General features: G+C 42.4%; 18 protein-coding genes. 13 read left to right on the top strand and 5 right to left on the bottom strand.

Features of this window, described 5'->3' with window-relative positions:
• Positions 1-211 precede the first annotated feature (211 nt).
• A complete protein-coding gene (locus PNK_RS03740; protein ID WP_059060399.1) occupies positions 212-2281 on the bottom strand; it encodes a thioredoxin domain-containing protein in 2070 nt (689 codons plus the stop codon).
• A 641-nt stretch (positions 2282-2922) separates the two neighbouring features.
• On the opposite strand from PNK_RS03740, the gene PNK_RS03730 reads away from it, so the two are divergent.
• From PNK_RS03730 to PNK_RS03705, 6 genes are all read left to right on the top strand, one after another.
• A complete protein-coding gene (locus PNK_RS03730; protein ID WP_059060396.1) occupies positions 2923-4536 on the top strand; it encodes a tetratricopeptide repeat protein in 1614 nt (537 codons plus the stop codon).
• A gap of 63 nt (positions 4537-4599) precedes the next feature.
• Positions 4600-5967 carry a COG3014 family protein gene (locus tag PNK_RS03725; RefSeq protein ID WP_059060394.1) on the top strand — a complete coding sequence of 456 codons (1368 nt, stop codon included), beginning with the start codon at positions 4600-4602 and terminating at the stop codon, positions 5965-5967.
• 1 nt (position 5968) lies between these two features.
• The gene (locus PNK_RS03720; protein WP_059060392.1) at positions 5969-6580 is read left to right on the top strand and encodes a hypothetical protein; all 612 of its coding nucleotides are present in this window, start codon (positions 5969-5971) and stop codon (positions 6578-6580) included.
• 764 nt (positions 6581-7344) lie between these two features.
• The gene (locus PNK_RS03715) at positions 7345-8577 is read left to right on the top strand and encodes a hypothetical protein (protein ID WP_032125274.1); all 1233 of its coding nucleotides are present in this window, start codon (positions 7345-7347) and stop codon (positions 8575-8577) included.
• Positions 8574-9806 carry a hemolysin family protein gene (locus tag PNK_RS03710; protein ID WP_059060390.1) on the top strand — a complete coding sequence of 411 codons (1233 nt, stop codon included), beginning with the start codon at positions 8574-8576 and terminating at the stop codon, positions 9804-9806. Before PNK_RS03715 ends, PNK_RS03710 begins: the two co-directional genes overlap by 4 nt.
• 6 nt (positions 9807-9812) lie before the next feature.
• Positions 9813-10856, top strand: coding sequence for a pyridoxal-phosphate dependent enzyme (locus PNK_RS03705; protein ID WP_059060387.1), 1044 nt, complete (start codon positions 9813-9815; stop codon positions 10854-10856).
• Here PNK_RS03705 and PNK_RS03700 read toward each other — a convergent pair.
• Complete coding sequence (locus PNK_RS03700) at positions 10820-11794, bottom strand: DUF1853 family protein (protein WP_059060385.1); 975 nt, start codon at positions 11792-11794, stop codon at positions 10820-10822. The two genes, PNK_RS03705 and PNK_RS03700, sit on opposite strands and share 37 nt — an antisense overlap.
• A gap of 53 nt (positions 11795-11847) precedes the next feature.
• Here PNK_RS03700 and PNK_RS03695 point away from each other — a divergent pair, with 53 nt between their 5' ends.
• Positions 11848-12498 carry a DUF6629 family protein gene (locus PNK_RS03695; RefSeq protein WP_059060384.1) on the top strand — a complete coding sequence of 217 codons (651 nt, stop codon included), beginning with the start codon at positions 11848-11850 and terminating at the stop codon, positions 12496-12498.
• 26 nt (positions 12499-12524) lie between these two features.
• Here PNK_RS03695 and PNK_RS03690 read toward each other — a convergent pair whose 3' ends face one another.
• Positions 12525-12935 (bottom strand): DUF1622 domain-containing protein, encoded by a 411-nt coding sequence (locus PNK_RS03690; protein WP_079992794.1) that lies wholly within the window; start codon positions 12933-12935, stop codon positions 12525-12527.
• A 51-nt stretch (positions 12936-12986) separates the two neighbouring features.
• Between PNK_RS03690 and PNK_RS03685 the strand changes: the two genes are divergently transcribed.
• The 5 genes from PNK_RS03685 (at position 12987) to PNK_RS03665 (ending at position 18022) form a co-directional block, all read left to right on the top strand.
• A complete protein-coding gene (locus PNK_RS03685; protein ID WP_059060382.1) occupies positions 12987-14744 on the top strand; it encodes a M3 family oligoendopeptidase in 1758 nt (585 codons plus the stop codon).
• A 66-nt stretch (positions 14745-14810) separates the two neighbouring features.
• Complete coding sequence (locus PNK_RS13320; RefSeq protein ID WP_059060379.1) at positions 14811-15257, top strand: hypothetical protein; 447 nt, start codon at positions 14811-14813, stop codon at positions 15255-15257.
• 19 nt (positions 15258-15276) lie between these two features.
• Entirely contained in the window at positions 15277-16107 is an 831-nt protein-coding gene (locus PNK_RS03675; RefSeq protein ID WP_158021685.1) for a protein kinase domain-containing protein, read from the top strand.
• Between the two features lie 179 nt (positions 16108-16286).
• A complete protein-coding gene (locus PNK_RS03670) occupies positions 16287-17642 on the top strand; it encodes a protein kinase domain-containing protein (protein ID WP_059060375.1) in 1356 nt (451 codons plus the stop codon).
• Positions 17643-17812: 170 nt separating this feature from the next.
• Entirely contained in the window at positions 17813-18022 is a 210-nt protein-coding gene (locus PNK_RS03665) for a hypothetical protein (RefSeq protein ID WP_059060374.1), read from the top strand.
• Here PNK_RS03665 and trhA read toward each other — a convergent pair.
• Positions 18006-18662: a PAQR family membrane homeostasis protein TrhA gene (gene trhA, locus PNK_RS03660; protein ID WP_059060372.1), complete on the bottom strand. Its 657-nt coding sequence runs from the start codon at positions 18660-18662 to the stop codon at positions 18006-18008. The two genes, PNK_RS03665 and trhA, sit on opposite strands and share 17 nt — an antisense overlap.
• Before the next feature lie 166 nt (positions 18663-18828).
• On the opposite strand from trhA, the gene PNK_RS03655 reads away from it, so the two are divergent.
• Positions 18829-19332 carry a DUF6790 family protein gene (locus PNK_RS03655; protein WP_059060370.1) on the top strand — a complete coding sequence of 168 codons (504 nt, stop codon included), beginning with the start codon at positions 18829-18831 and terminating at the stop codon, positions 19330-19332.
• 9 nt (positions 19333-19341) lie between these two features.
• Here PNK_RS03655 and recQ read toward each other — a convergent pair whose 3' ends face one another.
• Complete coding sequence (gene recQ / locus PNK_RS03650) at positions 19342-21519, bottom strand: DNA helicase RecQ (protein ID WP_059060368.1); 2178 nt, start codon at positions 21517-21519, stop codon at positions 19342-19344.
• Between the last annotated feature and the right edge of the window lie 124 nt (positions 21520-21643).

Here is a 21643-nt window from a genome sequence, read left to right as displayed (position 1 = left end):
GCGAAATGTTTAATTACAAATTATTATTAATCAAACATTTAAAAATCAGTAAAACAATTCTTTTACCCTTATGGGGAATCGTTCTTATCGAATGCAGAAAAGATTTTATGCACACTTTCCCATTGAATCAAAGAGAAGGGCAAAAGGAATAAATCCACCTTCGATAGAGATTTCAGAAGTGTAAAAGTCATCCGACTCACTTACAGTAATCTTACAACTTTTCAATCGCCTCTCGCATCTCTTTAAGATCATTCAAGGGCTTCTGACAAGCGCCATCGTAACAAATGTACAAGGTCGTTTGATCATTGCGTGCATCCTGTTCCTTTATGAACGGAATCAACTCTTCTAACTCCACGTCCTGGGTCTGCCAAATGACGGCTTTATGCGGGATAAAGTTATGGTAGAGCAGCTGCTTGATTTCCGGCTCAAATTCGCGCTTAGAATTAAGAGCCACCACAATCGTTGGAGTTTTATCGTCGTAATAGCGATTCAAGTTCATCACGTGATAGCAATAGCCTGGAGAGTAATTTTCAAGGTATTCTTTAACTCCTTTGAAAATATCTTCAGCCTGTATTAAAAAGTTCTCGTCACCAGTTATCTGATAGAGCCTTAATAGATTTTCACAATGAACAGCATTGCCAGATGGCTCGGCCCCATCTGAAAACTGGCACTTCCTCAAAAGCAGATTTTTATCTGTCCCATCGGTTTGATAAAAAGCCCCCTCTTCGGCTTTATAGTGATCTTTTAAAATCTCAGCCATTTCAACAGCCCACTGCAGCCATTCAGTTCCGGCATTGGCTTCAAATAAGGATAAGATTCCTTTAATCATAAAAGCATATTCATCGAGGCTTGCTGGAAACATCGCCTGCCCATCGCGCCAGCGGCGCAAAAGCCTTTGCTGCTGCCACAAGTGATTCTTAATGAAGCGCGCAGATTTGACAGCTATTTCCAGGTAGGCTGGGCGATCAAATGCGTAAGCCGCCTCAGCTAAAGAATAAATCATCAATCCATTCCAAGAGCTTAGTATTTTATCATCTTTGAAAGGATGAATGCGCTTTTCTCTTACGCTCCAAAGTTTAAGCCGCTGCGCATCGAACAGGGCCTTGATGAGACCCGGATCTTGGTGGATTTGACTGGCAAATTCTTCGAGGCTCAGGACGTTATGGAGAATATTCCGTCCTTCGAAATTCCCCTCAGGAGTCACATCATAAAACTGGCAAAAGAGTTTACCGTCTTCTTCCCCTAAAACCTGCTTGACCTCATCATATGTCCACGTATAAAAGAATCCTTCATGCCATTCAGAATCTGCATCCTCGGCCGAATAAAAACCACCGCCTGGATAAGTCATGTCACGAATAATGTAGTTAAAAATCTCTTCAGCCACTTCTTGATACAGGGGTTTTTTAGTCAGCTGCCAGGCCTCTAAGTAGCTTTGTGCCAAAATAGCATTATCGTAGAGCATTTTTTCGAAGTGGGGGATCAACCACTTTTCATCGACGCTGTAGCGCGAAAAACCGCCCCCTAAATGATCATAGATACCACCCCTGTGCATCATATCCAAAGTCCGCTCAACTAAAAATAAAGCTCTGCTATCCTTCATACCTTCATAGAAACGGAGCATAAAGCTGTATTGATAGCCTATTGGAAATTTCGGAGCTCCCTTAATTCCTCCATAAGTGGGGTCAGCCATCTTGTATAACAAATCGGCCGTCATCCCCACCTGCTCTTCATCGGGAATGTCGTCTCCCGTCGTATGAACACTTTCTGAAAAGACTTCGACTATCTTTTCTGCTTGAGTAAGAATTTTTTCCCGCTCTTCTCCCGACCAAAGCTCTGAAATACGGGTAATCAAGTCGGTCAATCCCATTAATCCATGGCTGCTATGAGGAGGAAGGTAGGTCGTTGCAAAAAACGGCTGCAGGTCTGGCGTCAAAATAACGTTCAGAGGCCATCCAGCGGCTCCTGCCATCATGCTCTGTGAAAATTCCATATACAAGCTATCGACTTCTGGCAGCTCCTCGCGGTCGACCTTAACATTAATAAACACATGGTTCATTAAATCAGCCACTTCGACATTTTCAAAAGATTCTCTCTCCATCACGTGGCACCAATGGCAAGTAGCATACCCAATCGATAAAAAAATCGGCTTATCCTGATCTTTGGCTGCTTGAAATGCCTCCTCACCCCATGGATACCAATCAACGGGATTATGAGCGTGCTGTAAGAGATAGGGGGATTTCTGAGAAATCAAGCGATTCTTATAGAGAGGATGATCAGCCATGGTGTTGACAACTATTTTAAAATTTTCTAATCGAAGCTTATAATTGAAAATTTTATATATAGCGTTTATCCAATAAACTCAACTCATTCTGCTCAACATTTTTAAAAAGTCGCCCTTTAGTCATTCAGCCATCAATCCTAAGAGCGTTTCTACAAACCCTATCGGTTGATTTATGTGCGAAAATTGCCTTGATAGTTGTAACAGCAAAGCAAGCTGATAATACTTTGTAAAGAACTCTAACAATCCATTTAACGACTGAACACTTTTCTTGTCTTTTTCAAACGAATAAAAATGCCTTCTAATGCATTTAAGGTGTTTGAATCCATGCCTGAACCAAATTTTGTAAGCCAAATTCCCCATTTCTCTTAAGATGCGTCATGCTATAAATGTCTCTCAAAGGCCTAATCGCTGTTTTGGATAACATCAGCCTCTAAGCCCATTTTCGGGCTAGCGCCCCCACACTTTATCTAGAGCTTTTTCAAGAAATCAAGATCAAACAAAATTGATCAAATCTTATCTTTAAACCCAATAAGATTTGCAAATATGTATCAACAAAACATAACATTTAAAAGTCGTAATTAATAAATTATTACATTCAACCAACAAAATCAATACTTCTCTAATAACTAAACTATAGACTTATGACTATTACTTTTAATCCCTATTATCCCTCATTTTTGCCTTCTCATGTGCCTGGCAGTCGGCAGCAAACCAGGCAGGTTGTTTGGAATGCCATCCCAATCTGTGAAGATGTCGTGGAGCATGTTTTCTCTTTTTTATCTTTTAAAGACTTGTTGAATGTCGAACGAGTTGAAAAAGTTAATGGCCTCTTAACCGATCGTGCTTGGCAAAGGCTGAGAAAAACGGATCATTTTCTAGCCGACTGGTCCGAATGTTGCTCCTTACCCAATTCCCATAAGTGGCATTACTTATTTGGAGCCATGATCCAAAGCTTTGTCGACGAAAAAATTGACCGATCCTGCAGCCATTTTGAACAGCGGACCATAAAGAAGCAAAGCCTTCAGAAAAAAATTTGGAGAAAAAAATTTGCTTTTTCCATAAAAAACTCTTCCACGCTGGGAGCTTACTTAGACATTGAAACAAGCCATTTGCTACCCCCTATCCGTACAGGAAATATTCAGGCACTCGATAAAAAATTGCGCATCATTTCTAAAGAACCTGCTGGTCCGAATTATGGCGGAGAGCAGTTTATACGAGCCTTGCTGGCAACAGAAGATTGGCTAGGCCCTGACTGGCTTGGCCCCTTATGTACGGTAGATCTCGTTCTTTTTAATGAGATGTTGACCGATGCCATCACTAACCGCATGACTTATTCGAGCATCTTTCTATCGAAATTCTCATTTTTACAAGAGCATGTAGGCATCGCGATGTTGAATTGGGACATGGCTTTTAACGCAGCCGCGCAAGGCGATTACCGAGGCCTGGAAAGGCTTGCAAAAAATGCCAGTCTCAAGCGCTTAAAAATATATTACCAGGCGGATTATCGCTCGCCACCTCTTCTCTATCGTCTGGCATGTCTTTATGATCAAAAGAAAAACATTCAAAAAGCCAGCTTCTTTTTTAAACAGGCTTTAGAGGCTTATAAATCTGACATGCCGATAGAACATGTAGCCCATGCCGCCAAGTTTTATCAAGACACGAAACAATTCGACTTGTCAGAGCCGCTCCTGCAAAAGCTTACCGATCGCTCAAGAGCCCCTTCCAAACTGTTTTGGCTTATACAGTTAGGGAACGTTAAATACTCATTGAAAAAAGATGTAGAAGCACTCATGATTTTTCAAACCGCGGCTCTTGAAGTCAATAAAATGACTCCAACCATCATTTTGACAGATCTAGCTAATCGCCTATTTAATTTGAAAGACTATTCAACGGCTTATAAGCTCTATGAACAAGCCTATCTATGCCTTCGCAAAAAAAGATTTTCCACCCCTGATGATTTAAGAATGAAATTGGCATTAAGTGCCTATAAATCAAAGCAATTCGATCAAGCGGTTTATCTTTTTAAAAAGGTTTTCAAAAATAATCCAACTATTATCAATACCGATCCCCTATTTGCTCTAAAGGCTGTGGATGCCTATTTCAAGACTGGTCAGTTCAAAGCGGCCTTAGCCCTTCTAAGCAAGCTGGCAGACCTTGGCAAAAACAGCGGTGTATACCACAAAGTCTTATTCTTTCAGGAAAATTGCTATCAGGCTTTAAACGGCAATTTGCATCAGCACCTTGCAAAGAAGTAGGAACTTGCCCAACTAATCACCTTAATTCGCAGGCATCAATTCCAAGTAAAAAGAGAGTAGCTCATGTTATATTTAACGCCGCCTATGGCAAAACAAATGACTAAAGCGCCTAATTATTGCCTGGTTACTCTCTTTTCGATTGCACTATTGCTAGGCATGCTTACGGGCTGTTCGACTCCCCTTTTATCGCAAAGAGGCCCTTATTTAAGGGCATATCATGCAGGCGATTTTAATGAAGCGGAAGAGAAGCTCGATCAACTCGTTCAAGAAAGCATCCCTCAAAACTACAGCCAATCCAAAGAAGCCAGCTGGATTCTACTAGATAGAGCCACCACCTGCTTTGCCAATGGAAAAATAGAAAAAGCGATTCAAGACTATACACAAGCGTTAGAATCTCTTGATTACTATGGACAAGACTTGCCCGTCGATCAGCTTTCGCAGCTCATGCTGCAAGATGAAACAGGAGCCTACCAGGCCGCGGATTATGAGCAAGTTTTGGCACGCCTCTATTTTGCCCTTGCTCTTTTGCATCAAGGCGATGAATCCAATGCATATGCCCTATTGCGCCAAGCCGAAGAATATCAACAAAATAAGGAAAATCTTTACACTAAAGTTCCTTTTACCAGGCATTACCGTGTGGCAGGCAATGGCTTAAGCAAATTCCTTTTTGCTACCTTGCTCGCAAAGAGGGGCGACCACTCTAATGCCCGGTTGCTTTATCGCCAAGCGGCTGCCCTTATCCCTCACCTGCAGGAGCCAGTAGAAGCGCCTGGCAACCAGGCAACTATTCTTATTCTCTGCCATAACGGCAATGCCCCCTACAAAGCATCAGGAATCAGCCCTGGTTCTGTCGCCTCTGCCGCAGCTTTGGAGTGCTTGCTTGCCTCACCGCAGCGCGATCCTCTATGGTCGACCTTAACAGGTATTCCCATCCCAATTTTGCGACAATGGCTTTCTTCTTATCCCATACCCACTTGTGCCAGCCTAGACGGAATCAGACAACGTCTGCTCCCATTTTATGACGTTCAACAAGCAGCCGCGAATGAGCTGCAGCAAAAAACACCCGTCATTGTAGCAAGAGGAGTCGCAAGACTCCTCTTGAGGCGCTGTGCGGTTAATTATGCAGAAGATAAAGATCCATGCCTTGGAGCCATGGCAGACTTAGCCATACTGATCATCAATGAAAATACTCGTGCAGACACTCGTTCCTGGACAACTTTACCAGCCTTAATAGAGGCCACGACCTTTCAAGTTGAGGCCGGTATTCATCCCTTGACTCTCGACGTCTTTGAAAGGGGATGTTTGGATCAAAGTGAATACCTGCTGAATCTGAAACCAAATGACTTATGTATTATCCACGTCTTCAATATCCATCCCGGAGTGAGACGTATTTTAATTTCACATCGCTATCTTGCTAACCCAGGAGAATAATATGAATAAATGCTTGATAAACCTAGCCTTCACTTGTTTAGTCTTATGCACAACGAGCTGCTACAGCCGTCATGTGAGAACTGCCGAAGACATCACACCTGGCAATTCTTGCGAAAAACTAGATTGGCGTTATGGAGCGGCAGATATCCGCATTCAAACGACAAAACTACACAAGCAATTGATGGACAGTTGGTATGCCAAAACTGGCTATCAATGGCACACAGGTAAGCCCCGTTTAATCATCACAGAAATCGACAACTGTACGGATCAATATATTCCAAGTGATATGATCCGAGACATTATCGAAGGCGTTGCTATCAATGACGGACGCTATACGGTAGTCGTTGGAAATCGGCAAGATGAACGGGAGCTAGATTATTTGATGAACAAAAACATCCTAGCTGCCAAATACAACAATCCAAGCAGCCTTCAACCCGGGCAAGCAACGGCTCCTCAATTTCTCGGCAAAATCCGCATCACAAAAGCCATGCGCTCTGATCGCTTTTATGATTATGAAGATTACCGCATGACTGTAACTCTGTACGACATCGAAACACAAGAAGCCATCGATTCGGCCTGGGACGTTCTTTGTAAAAAAGTGCGCCGCTGCTAGGGTGCCTCGTACCAGTCTTTTAGACCGTCTAGGAGCTCTTTAGATTGCCTAAAGAGCTCCTGCAATTATAGGGGTAAATATTAAGATTCCTCTGCGCCTCTCTATCTCCTCATCCCTGCGTTAGTCTTTTGTTCTCTAATTCACATTAACATGTTAATTGTTAATGACTTATGAAAAAATCTTTACCCTATGTTATCCAGGCTTTCATTATTCTTATCCCATTTACCCAAGCTTCTAGCTAATGCGAGCTCTAAATCTAAAGAGCTCTACCACGCGTTCATTTTACTTTATAGACGTTAACAAAAGAGCGGGCTTGGATGCAGATATTGTGAGAGGCCTTTAGCCCGGCTGATTTTAAAGCTCATAGTCAGCGATTAGCGAACTGTGATTAACGCAATAAAAAAAATTAGAGATGAGAGAGCGACTCATTGCCAATCATTTAAGAAATTAACTTTACCCAAATTCTCCTACAATTCGCTCTCCACAACAAAAAAAGCAGATAAAGTTTTTTTATTCAGAAAAAGTTCAATAATTCCTTTTAAGCAAAGGTGATCTTCAAAAATAAATATAAAATAATTTTTTTAAAGAGCATAAGAAGAATTGGAGTCTAAAACATTTATCCAACTTTCATCTTTTGATTCGCTCGCCTAAAAGACCTATAGCGAATCTCTTGTCTGTAAGCTTCAGATCAGAAGATCTCTGAACTGGGCTTCGACAAAAAAGACCGAGCGATCGCAAGGTGGGATAGGAAAAGGAAGGCAAACATGAGTTCTATTGCAGAAAATTGGAGCCACTCTTTTCACATTGTTGAAGAACAAATCACTGCTTTTAATAGCAAAGTGCAAAGCTCAACTCAGCTTGAAGAAATTGATGCTGCTTATCAAAGCGAAGAGCTTGAGAAAATTTATCAAATCGTTAAAACAGAAACAGCGCGCTTAAAACACTTTGCTGAACAAGTTGATCAGAGGTTAGAAAACCTCGAACGTGGCTGTTGCGGCAATTCCCGCCGGGCCGTCATACTAACAAGCATATTAGTGGGAATATCCAGCGTAGGAGGAATTGCAGGCGGAGCCGTTGCCGTCTGGTTAGACAATCCGATTGGAAAAGGCATAGGATTTGGTATCCTTATCCTGACCAGCGCATTTGAATGGGGTGCAACTGTCTATTCAACCAAAGTATCGCTCGACCTCAATTCCAGCGTCGAATTAGCTCTCATCAATAAAGATGGTTTAGAGCAAGCTAGAGTTTTTAAGAAATTTATCAAAACCCTCAAATCGATTAAAAAAATTGAAAAGGAAAAACTTGAGCAGCTACGCAAGGCAGAAGCCGAAAAAGCCTTGGATTTAAATATCAGCGTTTGCCTAAGACATTATGAAAACCTTGGGCGTTATCGCAAAGATGAGGTCTATTTCAGACTCTTATCGCTCCTCATCCAACACTTGCCAGAAGAAGATCCTCTCAAAGTTGAACTCGGACAGTTTACTCCCATTAACCCCTCAAGAGCAAAAGATATCTCATCGCTTGCTCAAGAACCTCTTCCCATTACCTATTTGCCAAGCAATAAAAAAGAGAGCCCAAGCGAAACAAGTCAGAGCTCGGATTCAAATCCATCCCTCAAAATCGTGATCCCTACAGACGAAGATGATCAACAAACAGAAAAGATTAGTAAAAAAGAGAAGTGGACCGGAGAGCAAGGCAGTAGGCTTCTCTTAGATAATGAGAGCCAAATGATTCAACCTTTGCAGAGTAAAGCTAAATATGCTAAAAAGCTCGCAGATTACAAACGTACGGTAGCTCAAAGATTTGGGATTGAAAGAACCATCTCTTTCATCGATGTACCACATGGAATGCGCCTGACAACAGATGGTTGTTACCCCATTCCTACTATCGATGACAGGGAACTCGATGAGCTACCTCCCAGAAGAAACCTCAACGATGACGTGATCATTGATATAAAAGATGGCCACGAGACAATCGATATTAACTCTTTGGTATGACAGCCTTAATATTTTATTTTCTTTTTTCTCATTTTATCTCTTTCACCTGCTCAATATTGGAGGCGGTACTGCTGTGTTGTACGAACGGCTATATTGGGTTGCTCAAAAAAAAGAAACCCAAAGTGGGATTCATTTTAGCCGATCTTAAACACCGCATCGACCGCCCCTTGGCTGCCATTCTCACTCTCAATACATCGGCTCATACCTTTGGTGCAGCAGGGGTAGGAGCCAAAGTCGTCGAACTATTTGGCGATAAGACTCTTGCCATAGCTTCCGTCATTTTGACCCTGACAATGTTATTTTTGACCGAGATGATTCCAAAAACGCTCGGAGCCCTCTACTGGAAAAAACTTGCTCCAATGAGTGCCTACTGCATTCAATTCCTCATTTGGGTTACCTACCCCTTAGTCATTGCTTTTGAACACATTGCACGCTTGCTTGCTCGTGGCAAAACGCATGAAAAAATCACTGAAGAAGAAATTAAATTAATTTTAGAAGAAGGGTCCCAGGCAGGCGTAATACGGGAAGCCGAACACGACATGGTCGAAAGTATTTTCCGCCTTGGCAACCGTCGTGTGGGCATCTTAATGATTCCTCGCATGGACATCGAATGGCTTAACCTCAAACACAGCACCGAAGAATTGCTCAAACAAATAGACCAATCTCCCCACAACAGATTCCCTGCCTGTGATGGAGAGTTGGATGAGGTGATTGGCCTTGTCACATCGAAAGATATTCTAAACGAACTCTTAGAAAAGGGAACATTCGATCTTAAGACACTAGTTAAACCTCCTCTGTTCGTTCCAGAAAACATGCGCGTAGTCCAATTACTTGATCTTTTTAAAAAGACACCCGACCACATTGCTCTTGTGACGGACGAGTATGGTGGAGTACAGGGGCTCATTACCCTTCACGACGTCCTAGAGTCGATTGTCGGAGATGTCCCCTCAACTTCCATCTTACCGGAAACCCAAATCATCCAGCGAAAAGATGGCTCCTGGCTAGTAGACGGCATGCTGCCAATTGACGAATTAAAAGAGCAATTCGACATTGACACCTTGCCAGAAGAAGAAAAAGGAACCTATCGGACTTTGGGTGGTTTTTGCATGCGGCAAATTGGCAGTATTCCAAATGTAGGCGATACCTTCAGCTGGCAGAAATTCCGCTTTAAGATTGTAAAAATGAATGGAAAGCGCGTTGAAAAAGTCCTCATTCACTACATCCCTTAAGCATCCATGACGCCAGCCGACAGTCTAAGAGAACGCTTGAGTCTCATTCCTCAAGCGCCCTATCCCCATCATTCACGCCTGCATGCTCTAAAGTCCTTTAGTACTCCTCATACTGCCGTCTATATCAAAAGAGAAGATGAACTAGGATTTGGCATAGCAGGATCCAAAATCCGTAAATACCGCTCTTTAATCCCCCACTTGCTCAGCCAAGGGATCGAAGAAGTTCTTGTCATTGGAAGTGCTTATTCTAATCATGTACTCGGGATCAGCCAACTCTTAATCGAGAATAGTCTGAATCCAACTCTCTTTTTAAGAGGTGATCCGGATAGGGTATTAAAAGGAAATGCTTTCCTCACAACTCTTTTAGTCGGAAAAGATTCCATTCATTGGTTTTCAAAGTCTCAATGGTCGATGGTTCACGAATGCGTTAAGAACTATGCTCAAAAAACACCCCGGCGCTGCTTTATTCTTCCAGAAGGTGCACACCTTCCAGAATCGCTTCCTGGTGCGTTATCTTTGCCTTTAGATATCATCCACAATGAAAAAGAAAACAATTTAAGCTTCGACCACCTCTTTATTGATTCAGGTACCGGCTTAACTGCCATAGCATTGATCTTGGCCTATCAGTGGCTCGGCAAAAAGAACATGATCCACGTTTTTTTGATGGCTGAGGATGAAGATTATTTCCTGAAGCAGCTCACAGCCTTTCATAGCCATTTTCAGCGACTCATGCAAACCTTTGACTTGCCTCTACCTACCCGTTTTCAACTGCATAAACCGCTGAGGGCCCCCCGCTTTGGTCAAATGCACCCCCTTTTATTTCAAGACATCATTAAATTGGCACGAACAGAAGGCTTCCTGACCGATCCAATTTACACTGGAAAGCTCTTTCACGAAGCACAAAGGCTTATCCAGGATCAGGAACTGAAAGGGCAAATTTTGATCGTCCATTCAGGAGGAGCCTTAACTCTTATGGGATTCGAAGAGCAGCTCAAAAGCGCTTTTTTGAGTCTTTATCCAGATTCAAAAGGCTCAGCAGAAGGCCAATGAGCTCCCACAATAAAACCTCGGCTCATCTCTTTCCAATCACCTGCACAATCTTCTAACTGAGCAATCAGCAGACAATTTGATGCTTCTTCGAAATGATCGTGAATGGCTTGTAAAAGCCCATTTGAAGTATGAAGAACAAACAGGTCCTGACTAGACCAGCTTTGAGGTGTAAGCCAACAGCTTTTGGGAAGAATACACCATCTCGATTCCTGAAGTGAGATGATATGTTTCGACCATGCATCCCAATCGGGCGAACGATAGCCGGCCCACCATCCCCTCAAATGACAAGGATGAATTTCCTTTGGCATTTCGCAAAAGAGATCCCCCCAAGGATAAAATATATAGCCTTTGATGAACGCTTCAACCTTAGGATCGCTAAGACCCTGACTTGCTAACCAGGATTGAGCCAAAGAGTGAAGGCTTAGCCTCAATTGCCTCTCTTGCAAGTGGCCGAGCTTGGCTTGCAAACTGTCCTTGAGATTGGGGCCCAATAGGCGAGTGCCTCTTAGGTCCCGATAATACAAAAAGTACTTTACAGCAACTTCCCAATGCATGGTTCGCTGCTCCCTTAAAGAAAAATAGATAAAGTCGAATTCCCCAACTGTCCGCTCCCCTTTAATTTGCACATTCGCATGCAGATTGATGACATCTGGGCGATGCAAAAGCCAAAATTCGACTAACCGGGCAAAATAATCTCCAAGGCGTTTGGAAGTCAGGCAGCCAACAAAATTGAGCAGCGCAGACGGATCTTCATCTAGTTCTTTTAATCGCGGTGTCCATTCTATCAACCAGGAGCGGCAGCTACTCTCTTCGCAGCAAGGCAGATGTACACTATTTTTAACCAAAGGGCAACTTCCAACTGCCCAGGCTAACTCTCTGACTACTTTATGCTTAAAAATGCTCATCAATGCTCTATCTCTTTCTAAGGCTTTTTCCATACCCTAAAATCATTTCATTATATAAAATTTTCTTAAAAAAAAGAGGGAATAACATGTGCTTTTCTGCTGAAGCAAGCTTTACCGCAGCTGCTGTTTTAGGAACTATTGGCGCCACAACATTAAAAAACTGCTCGTCCCGCTCTCAATTTTTTTTAGCCGCCATTCCCTTCCTATTTGCAATCCAGCAATTATCTGAAGGGGTCCTCTGGCTCCAGTTGACCAATCAATGGAGCGGGAGCGGTGCTTCATATCACGCTAAAAAAGTTTTTTTGACCTTCGCTTTTTTAATTTGGCCCGTTTGGATTCCTCTTGCCTTAGCATGCGTCGAAAAAGTTGCCTGGCGCCGCCATCTCATTTTCTTGGATTTGGCCTGCGGCATTCTTCTCTCCCTGCTCAACTTATCTTATGCAATGCAGCAAGACATTTCAGTCAAAATCATTAATCACAGCCTGCAATACGTCGGTAACGCCCCTTCTCAAACCATCCTTTATCCCTTCATCGTCCTCATCCCTTGCTTTCTTTCGAGCGTCAGAAGTATGTGGATTTTTGGGATTTTGATCGCATTAGCTTACGGCGTTGCCGATTACTACTACACCTCGACTTTTGTCTCAGTCTGGTGCTTTTTTTCAGCCATCGTTAGCCTAGTCATTTACAAAATCATTAAGAATAACCAAGTTGGGCTCGAGAAAAGTACAAATACATAAGAAACCCTTCTCAAGCATAAAGATAGTCAGCGATCAAGTTCTTTTGCTTCACGAGCCATTAAAGAGGAAATGTCCTTGTTCAAGGAGTAATTTAAAAAAGTTCGAATGACGACGAGCACGCCAAGAATGCCAAGCTCGTAATAATCTGGCGTCGTCGTGGTTTCAATCACGTCGGCTGCAATGATGAATTCTAGCCCTAAAATAATTGATCGAGCTAGATCCAGGCGAATAGCGTCAAAAACAATCAGGTAAGGTTGGTTTCCTTTCCAAATTCCCCTGAAAAACTGGCAGACAGCATAAAGAGCGCCTGCCAAGATGACAAGCCCTCCAATCAATGCCAGTAGCTGCTTGATGGACATAAGAATAGAATGGAGAAGCACAAAGGATTCTGTCGTTGCAATCGCCTGTGCGAGCATGTGATGAGCCAGATTCGCCATGTTGCCTCCACCAAACAATTAAACACTATTATGTAATTTTTAAAGAGATGTATGTCAAATCATTATTCCAATAGATGGGAACTAGACTCGCTTTTTTCAGGCGGGAGCCAGTCGCCTGCCCTCATTCTAGCCTTACAGACTTTGAAGAGCGATTTAGAACAAATGCTCCCTTCCCCCAGCGCTGCCCTGCACACAATTATTCTAGCCCTTCAGGATTTTGATGCGCGCTGCTATGAATTGCAAGCATTGATTGACTGCCTTTTATCTCAAAATGTCAATGACGAAAAAGCTATCCAACTCCAAGAGCAAATTGTTGTCATCCGCGCACTTTACGAAAATCTCTCTTCAGTACTTGACGAATATCTGTCCAAGTTAAGCGAAAGCGATTTTAAGCAACTACTTGAGCATCCGGACCTGCAAAACATCACCTTCTCGATCCAAGAAAGACGCGAATGGAATCGCGAACTTCTCCCTTTAGCTCAAGAGCAGCTTATACACCGTTTGTGGATCAATGGCTATCAAGGCTGGAATGATATGTATGAGGCCTTCATGGGTCAATTTCGCATTCCCTTTCCAGATCAAGCAGGAGCAGAACGCCTGTCTGTCGGGCAAGCGGAAAATCTACTTTCACACCCCGATCGAAAAGTGAGACACACCGTTTTTAAAGAGTGGGAAAAGACCTGGAGCATGCATGAGGGAAGCTTTGCACAAATCCTTAATCATCTAGCTGGATTTCGCCTGCAACTTTACGAAGCAAGAGGATGGACTTCGGTCTTAAAGGAGCCTCTTTTTTGCAACCGCATGCAAGACACTACTTTAAATAGCATGTGGAAAGCTGTCGAAAGGCACAAACAAGGATTAGTACGCTATTTAAACAAAAGGGCCCGGTTGTTTGATAGTTCGCAGCTTGCCTGGTTTGACATAAGCGCACCCCTGCCGCAAGAGACGCTTCCTTTTATTTCTTTCAATGAGGCTGCAGAGCTTATCAAAAGCCAATTTTCAAAATTCAGCCCTCGTATGGGCGCTTTTGCTACAAAGGCTTTTCAAAACAAGTGGATTGAGGCAGAAGATCGCGAAGGTAAAAGAGCCGGGGGATTTTGCGCACATTTTCCAATAAGCCAGCAAAGCCGCATTTTCATGACCTATAATGGAAGCATGACAAATATTTTTACATTGGCACATGAGCTTGGACATGCTTATCACAATGAAGTCGTGGATCCTCTTCCGCGTTTTTCTCAGCACTATCGCATGAACGTCGCTGAAACAGCGTCCACATTGTGCGAAACAATCGTCATTGACTCCCTGATCCATCAAACAACAAACCTTGGCCTAAAAACAGTGCTTCTCGACCATAAAATTCAGCGGGCTGTTGTCTTCCTAATGAACATCCACGCCCGCTTTCTTTTTGAAACACGCTTTTATGCTGAACGTAAAAAAGGCTTCGTCTTGCCATCCATGCTCAATTCTTTAATGCAAGAAGCCCAACAAGAGGCATTTTGCAATGCCTTGTCCGAATGGCATCCACACTTCTGGGTTGCCAAACAACACTTCTATGCAACAAGTGTCCCTTTTTATAACTTCCCCTATACATTCGGCTATTTATTCAGCCTTGGTATTTATGCCCATTTGCAGCAACTTGGACCCAAATCTTGCGGAAAATATGACAGCTTGCTGGCTGATACTGGTCGAATGGAAGTTGAAAAATTAGCTCAGAAACATCTTGGTGTCGATCTAACTCAACCAGATTTCTGGGAAAAGGCCTTGGAATTAATTGAAGAAGACATATCAAAGCTGCTTCAAATAATATGACAAAGCCGCATATGCGACAAATTGTTTACTTTTTACATAACATTTGACCTGAAAGGAGCCTTAGCTATGAGCATTTTTGCCTCCAACTTATCTCCTCACAACAGCCTATCCAATATACAAGATATGCAAGAAAAGGGGCTGTCAATTTTACCAGATCAACTAGACGTTTATTTACCATCTATTGCTGCAGAACACTCCACTCAGGGAGTGCTCAATCCATTTTTAAAAATAACTGTTTGCGTTACATCCACTCATAACAGCATTCCCAAAACGCATTTATGCGGACTCAAAACACTTGTCAAGGAAGGAGCCTTGAAAACAACGGCTGCCAAAGTTGCCAAATTGATAGATTTGCAAATTCCCACTTCACACGAAATTTTAACCACTATTTATGAACAGCTTGAAAATGCTTCCTTTTTTTTTAATCGAAAGGTCGCTTATCCCGTCCTATTCCAATGTAGCTTCGAAAATGTTGGTGAGTCTGCCCCTGAATTTTTTTTTAGAAGTTCATAAAACGAAAAAAGTTTTTCTTTTGATTTTCAATCATACATCAACGACCATTTCTGAAGGGCGTTTTAAGAGCGTAATTAAAGTCTATGACTTGAAAAATCCTGCCATTTATGCCTATGCTCTTTCTATACCATCCGGTGATAGGTATGTAGATAACTATATACATAAAAATGAAGAAGACTTTTTAGGTCTTTTTAACGGCACCAAGCAAATCATCAAAGTATACGCTCTCCATTATTATGGAGAATACCAAGCCATTTTGATGAAATACTATCCTCAGGATTTATTTGGCGTGATCGAGCAAATAAGCCGCGATCCCGTCTCAATTGCGCCCCAAATAAAAATAAACTATTGCCAGCAAATGCTGGAAACCATTCAACTGCTGCATGCAAAGCATGTCATCCATCGCGACATTAAAGCCGACAACTTTCTTGTCGAAGATAAAGCGGCTAAAGGCCACAGGCTGAAAGTCGCGGATTTCGGTTTAGCTTGCTACGATGACGACCAAGACAGTTTAAAACTCGTCGTTGGAACGCCTAGCTATCTTGCACCAGAAGGATGGAATAAGAACATCCCTGCTCGTGGCAAGCCTCTAGATATTTGGGCTGCAGGTTGCGTCTTCTGGATGATCTGGAAAGGAGCAGCCTATCCTTGGTACGACCACGACCCAGAAAAGCCGGATGATCAAGAAGATCTCATGAAAGAACTCCTGTGGTTTCATAAAACACGTCCATCGCCCGAAAACCATCTCGAGTTACTTTTGTGGCATATGCTCAATCCCAATCCCGAAAAGCGCTGGAACGTAGAACTATGCTTGGACTACCTCAACCAATACGGGTCTAGTTTTAGATAATATTTAAGACAAAATCCGCATAAAACTCTCTATAAGGTTCTTAAAGAGGTAAAGTCACTCCTTGAAATGCAATAAAATTTTTATCAAAAGCTTTCTAAGAAAATGTTTATGAGTTAGCGTTTGTATTTATAGCGCCATTTATTTTAGCACAAACTGGACGAACAAAGGAGCCTGAATTTATGATAACACCTGCTACCTCATCCCATCAAACCGTTTATACATTCTCTCAAACGCCAAATGATGATGTGAATGGAAAAGCAATTTATCAACAGAAGTCTTTTCCGCCCTTTCTAAAACCAGATTTACATGCCTATTTACACAACCATACAACGAATCAAAATCCTCCGCCAAAACCCCAAACAAAACTCTTTACAAGACTGTATTCTCAATGCAGCAAAAATTGCATTCCTAAAACCCACCTATGCGGGCTTGCACGCCTTAAGCAGGAGGAGCCTAAAAAAAACACGGAAGAGGCAGAGAACGTTTCAAAAAACAGATCTGTGCATATAGAAAAATTGATGTCATTCAATCTCCCTGTTTCAAGAAGCATTCTAGAAGCTCTCTACAAACAATTAGATGAACAGTCCGATTTCCTTTTTAATCAAGAAATTATTTACCCAGCCCTATTCAAGTGTACATTTGGATCTGCAGAAGAGAACAAATTTTATTTGGAGGCGCATAAATCAGGAAAAATTTTCCTTCTCATGTTCAACACCAAAGCCACAAAAATCTCATCTGGAAGCGTTAAACGGGTTATTAAGGCATTTGAGTTAAATGATCCTGGAAAAATTTATGCTTATGCTCGTTCCAAGCAAAAAGTGCAGAAAAATGCATATAATCAACTTGAAAACGAGGAGGAATTTCTCGGCCTTTTAAACGGGGTCAAACATCTCGTCAAAGTTTACTCTCTCCATTATTATGGCAACCATCAAGCCATTGTGATGGATTACTATCCTGAAGACTTATTTACGACACTCACCAACATCCAAAATCAAACCATCTTTCTGTCAGCCGAGCTAAAAATTGGTTTTTGCCGGCAGCTTTTAGAGTTTCTGAAAGAGATGCACCAAAGAGGCATTATTCATCGTGATATCAAGCCAGAGAATCTTTTCATTAAAGGAGGCTGCAAGCTCAAGGTCGCAGATTTTGGCTTATCGTGCCGGGATAGCGATCAAAGCAAACTAGAGCAGGCGGTTGGCACGCTGAGCTACTTAGCACCTGAAGGATGGAGCTTCAACTTCGAGTCGCGCAATAAATCTTTAGATATATGGTCTGCTGGCTGCGTGGCCTGGCTATTGCTAAAAGGAGAAACGTTCCCTTGGTTTGGCTTGGATTTAAAAAGCCGGGAAGATGAAGGCAACCTGCTTGAACAAATCTATCAGTTCCACCTCACTTTACCTTCTCGAAGAGATTATGTTGGTATTCTTTTGTGGCATATGCTCGACCCTGACCCCAAACAGCGTTGGACGGCACAACAGTGTTTGACATACATCGACAAAACAATCACTCCTTTAATGATTGCCTCACCAAAATAAACGAGCAAATAAAGAAGATCCAGCATGTTTATTAACCCTTCTCCTTGAGATTTGCTCCGCGAGATACAAAAGACTAATGGAGCAGCATCGAATCAAAAGCTGCGCCTTCAAAGACGGCTGCCGTTCGCACCATTCAGAATTGTATCGCTCCCGACTCGCTATCAAAGGAGTTGAAAACACGTGCAAGACTCGACATAGATGATTTTGTCCTTGTAGAGCATTTACCGGACGATTGGAATGAACCTTTTACCATTCACTCCATTCCCTTTGCCCAAAGCTTGCAAACGATCATCAAGGCCAAATCCTGTCCAGCCCGCATTTCCGATACTGAAAAAGATGCTGAATTTACGAAGAACTCACAGGCTAAAGATGGAACATAATGGCCAAATAATGGCAAAGGCTGCCGCCCATGACGAATAGATGCCAAATGGCATGGAAAAAGCGTTTTTTGTCTAAGGCATAAAAGATGACGCCGCATGAATAGGACAATCCTCCTGCAAAAAGCCAATACAGCCCCTCTTGAGAAACACTATTTATCAAAGGCTCTATCGCAATGATGACAAGCCATCCCATTCCCAGATAAATCCATGTAGAGATTTTTTTAAATCGATGAATAAAAAACGCTTTAAAGATTACTCCTAAACAAGCCATTCCCCACACCAATCCGAACAATAACCAGCCCCAAAAGCCATGCAATGGAATCATCGTAAAAGGTGTGTAAGATCCGGCGATGAGGAGATAGATGGCGCAATGGTCGACTTTGCGGAACAGCTTTTTTAAATGGGGCTTTTTAAAAAAATGATAGAGAGTGGAAGCCAAATAAAGAAGCACAAGGCTTGAACCATAAATGGTAAAGTTTAAGAGCTTCCAGTAATCCCCATTTTCCAAAGGAACGGCTATCAGGAAAAAAAATCCAATCAAACTTAAAATAAACCCAATTCCGTGAGTTAAGCTATTGGCCCACTCGTCATTGAGCCGCAGCCCTTGCGCCCATTCCTCTTCCAAAAAATGGATAGCCATTTCATCCCTAAGTACTGCTTGATCGACATTCATCGCAAAACCGATAGACTTTTTGAACTGTATTGATTACATATAAACAGCAAGGACTTTCTTATACCCGATAACCATTTTATACCCAATGAAATGGAATATCAATGTGCTCTTCAACGCTAAGATTAGGAAGCTCATGGGCCTATTTCCTTTTATTTTTACTCTTGCCTGGGTAGGCTCTATCATTCATTTACTGATTCTTAAAAAACCGCGCCCATTGTCTTACATCGTCGAAATTTTTTTGCTTTACCAGTTAGTCTTTAGCGTTGGGTTCAACAGCTTATTTGTGTTTTACAGTCATGCCTTTACGCCCAATCAGATGGCCGAATACATGGGCTGGCCTCCGGAAAACCCTTTCCAGCAACAAGTTGCCTATGCCAATTTAACTTTTGCCATCCTGGGATTTTTATGTATTTGGTTTCGTGGTCTCTTTTGGGTCGCAACAACTCTTGGACTTTCCTGTTGGTATTGGGCAAATGCCTACGGTCACATTCAAGATTGGATGCTTCGCCAAAATGAAGCCCCAGGAAATATTGGACTCCCTCTCTACATAGACATCTTTCTACCGATCATTTTAATCCTCTTATTAATCGGATATGTATGCTGTTCCCACGATCCAATTAATCACAAAGAAGAGTGAAGATCATTGTTAAAGAGCTCTTTGGTAATAAGCACTGACCAGGCGGATTTCTTCATATGTAATTGCCTCTGGCAACAGCTCTTTAATGGGCGTCAGCCTCTCTGCTCCTATTTGAGCAATAGCTTGCTGAATAGCCTCTCGCTTGTCGGCAGAAATGAGTCCTGAAAGATCGAGATCGAGCCCTTGCTGGATGGATTCGACTAAGTGGCTCAAGACAGTGCTTCGTGCTAGCCCTCTTTGCTCCATGATCCCTTCAATTCCATGCCCAAGCTGATATAGCCGAACCGTCTCTTCTCTCGAATGTTGGCGCTGATAGGGCGGTGTTGGCGAACTTGCCTCTTGCGGCCAGTTCGATTCGTGAACCAGGGCATGTTGCTGAACGAGCAGAAGAAATTGCGCTCCATACTTAACCCACTTAATTGGGCCCACTCCATTAATTCTAGAAAAAGCCTGCTGGTCTCGAGGGAAAAAGGTTGCCATTTCTTGCAAGGCACGATCACTAAATACGACATAGGGAGGAACCTGCTCAGAGCGAGCGAATTCGGTCCTCAATTGTTTCAAGGCTTCATACAGCTCCTCATGATAGTAAAGAGCTTGAGCCTCCTTAGGCTTAGACTTTACCTTCTCTTTCTTTTCATGGAACAGCTTCTTCCTGAAATAGACCTTCTGGTGCCCTATTATGACAGATTTGGTCTGCTCGGTCCATTTTAAAACGGGATAATCTCCCTCTGTTCTCATTAGAAAACCCATCTGAATCAAAGACTCAATATAGTAGCGAAGCTCTTCCGAAGATCGATCTGCCAGTAAGCCGAATGTTGACAATTCTTGATAGCCTTTTTGCATGATGACCTGGCTGCTCGAGCCGCGCAAAACGTCAATGACAATGCGCACACCTACTTGTTGCTGAACACGGTAAACACATGAGAGAATTTTTTGGGCGATGACCGATCCGTCAAACTTATTATCATCATCCAGACAGTTATCACAAGCTTGACACTCTCCCTCGGGAAAGGACTCGCTAAAGTAGTTTAACAACCCTTTACGGCGGCATTCTGGCGATGTGCATAAACGATAAAGACTGTCTGTCTTTTTTTTCATTTCCTGCCGAAGAATGGGATCTGTCAGATCCTCAGCAAAAGCTTTATATAAAACCAAGTCCTGCAGACCATACAGCATCAGGCAATCGGCCGGAAGCCCGTCCCGCCCTGCTCGTCCAATCTCTTGATAGTATTGTTCAATCGTACGCGGCATGTCGAGATGTACAATGAAGCGCACATCAGGCTTGTGAATTCCCATTCCAAAAGCAACTGTCGCAACCATTAAAGTGACTTTGTCGTGCTGAAAATCTTGCTGCGATAAAGCACGCTCTTGATCTGACAAACCCGCATGGTAACGCCCCACCGGAAAGCCTGCTTGCAAAAGCTGTGCATAGGTTGTTTCTACTCCTTTCCGAGTTGACGCATAAATAATGCCCGATTGATTAGCATGCTCTTGCAGAAACTTCATGAGCTGCTTATCCGATTGTATCTTGGGATGAATGTGAATGGTTAAATTCGGCCTGTCAAAGCTTCCCTTAATAAGGACTGGATCCCTCATAAGGAGCTGAATGATCAAATCTTTTTCCACTTCCCGCGTAGCTGTTGCCGTCAAAGCCATCACAGGCTTGGTAGGAAACGTTTCTTTCAAAATAGAAAGCTTCCGGTATTCCTGACGAAAAGAATGCCCCCATTGAGAAATGCAGTGAGCTTCATCTATCACAAAAAATGAAACATCAATATTTTTCAACCGTTCAATAAAAATAGGGTCGGCAAACCTCTCCGGAGCCACATAAATAAGCTTATAATCATTTAAATGATTGAGTACCTGCTGCATATCTTGATAAGATAAACTACTATTCAGAAAAGCCGCCGCAATGCCATTTTTAAACAAAGAAACGACTTGATCCTGCATCAATGAAATCAAAGGCGAAATTACAATCGCCGTTCCAGACTGCAAAAGGGCCGGTAGCTGATAGCACAGAGACTTTCCAGCCCCTGTCGGCAAGATGGCAACCACATCCTCTTGATTCAAAACAGCTTGAATAATCCCTTTTTGATGCGCACGAAAAGCATTATAGCCAAAAAATTCTTTCAATCTTTCTTCAAGATACCCCTCGTTAATCAAGGCTTTATTCATCTCTTTCATCATAAAATCGTTTAGTTATTTTTCCTGCAAATTAGATTATCTATATTTAAAATAAAAGAAATGAGAATTTTAAAACACCTTGAAAAACATATTATCGTTTTACAACATCTCCTCCTTTTACAGCTTT

Source organism: Candidatus Protochlamydia naegleriophila, from assembly GCF_001499655.1.
Classification (GTDB): domain Bacteria; phylum Chlamydiota; class Chlamydiia; order Chlamydiales; family Parachlamydiaceae; genus Protochlamydia; species Protochlamydia naegleriophila.
Note: the sequence above shows the minus strand (reverse complement) of the source record. Positions and strands in the feature narration are given on the sequence as shown.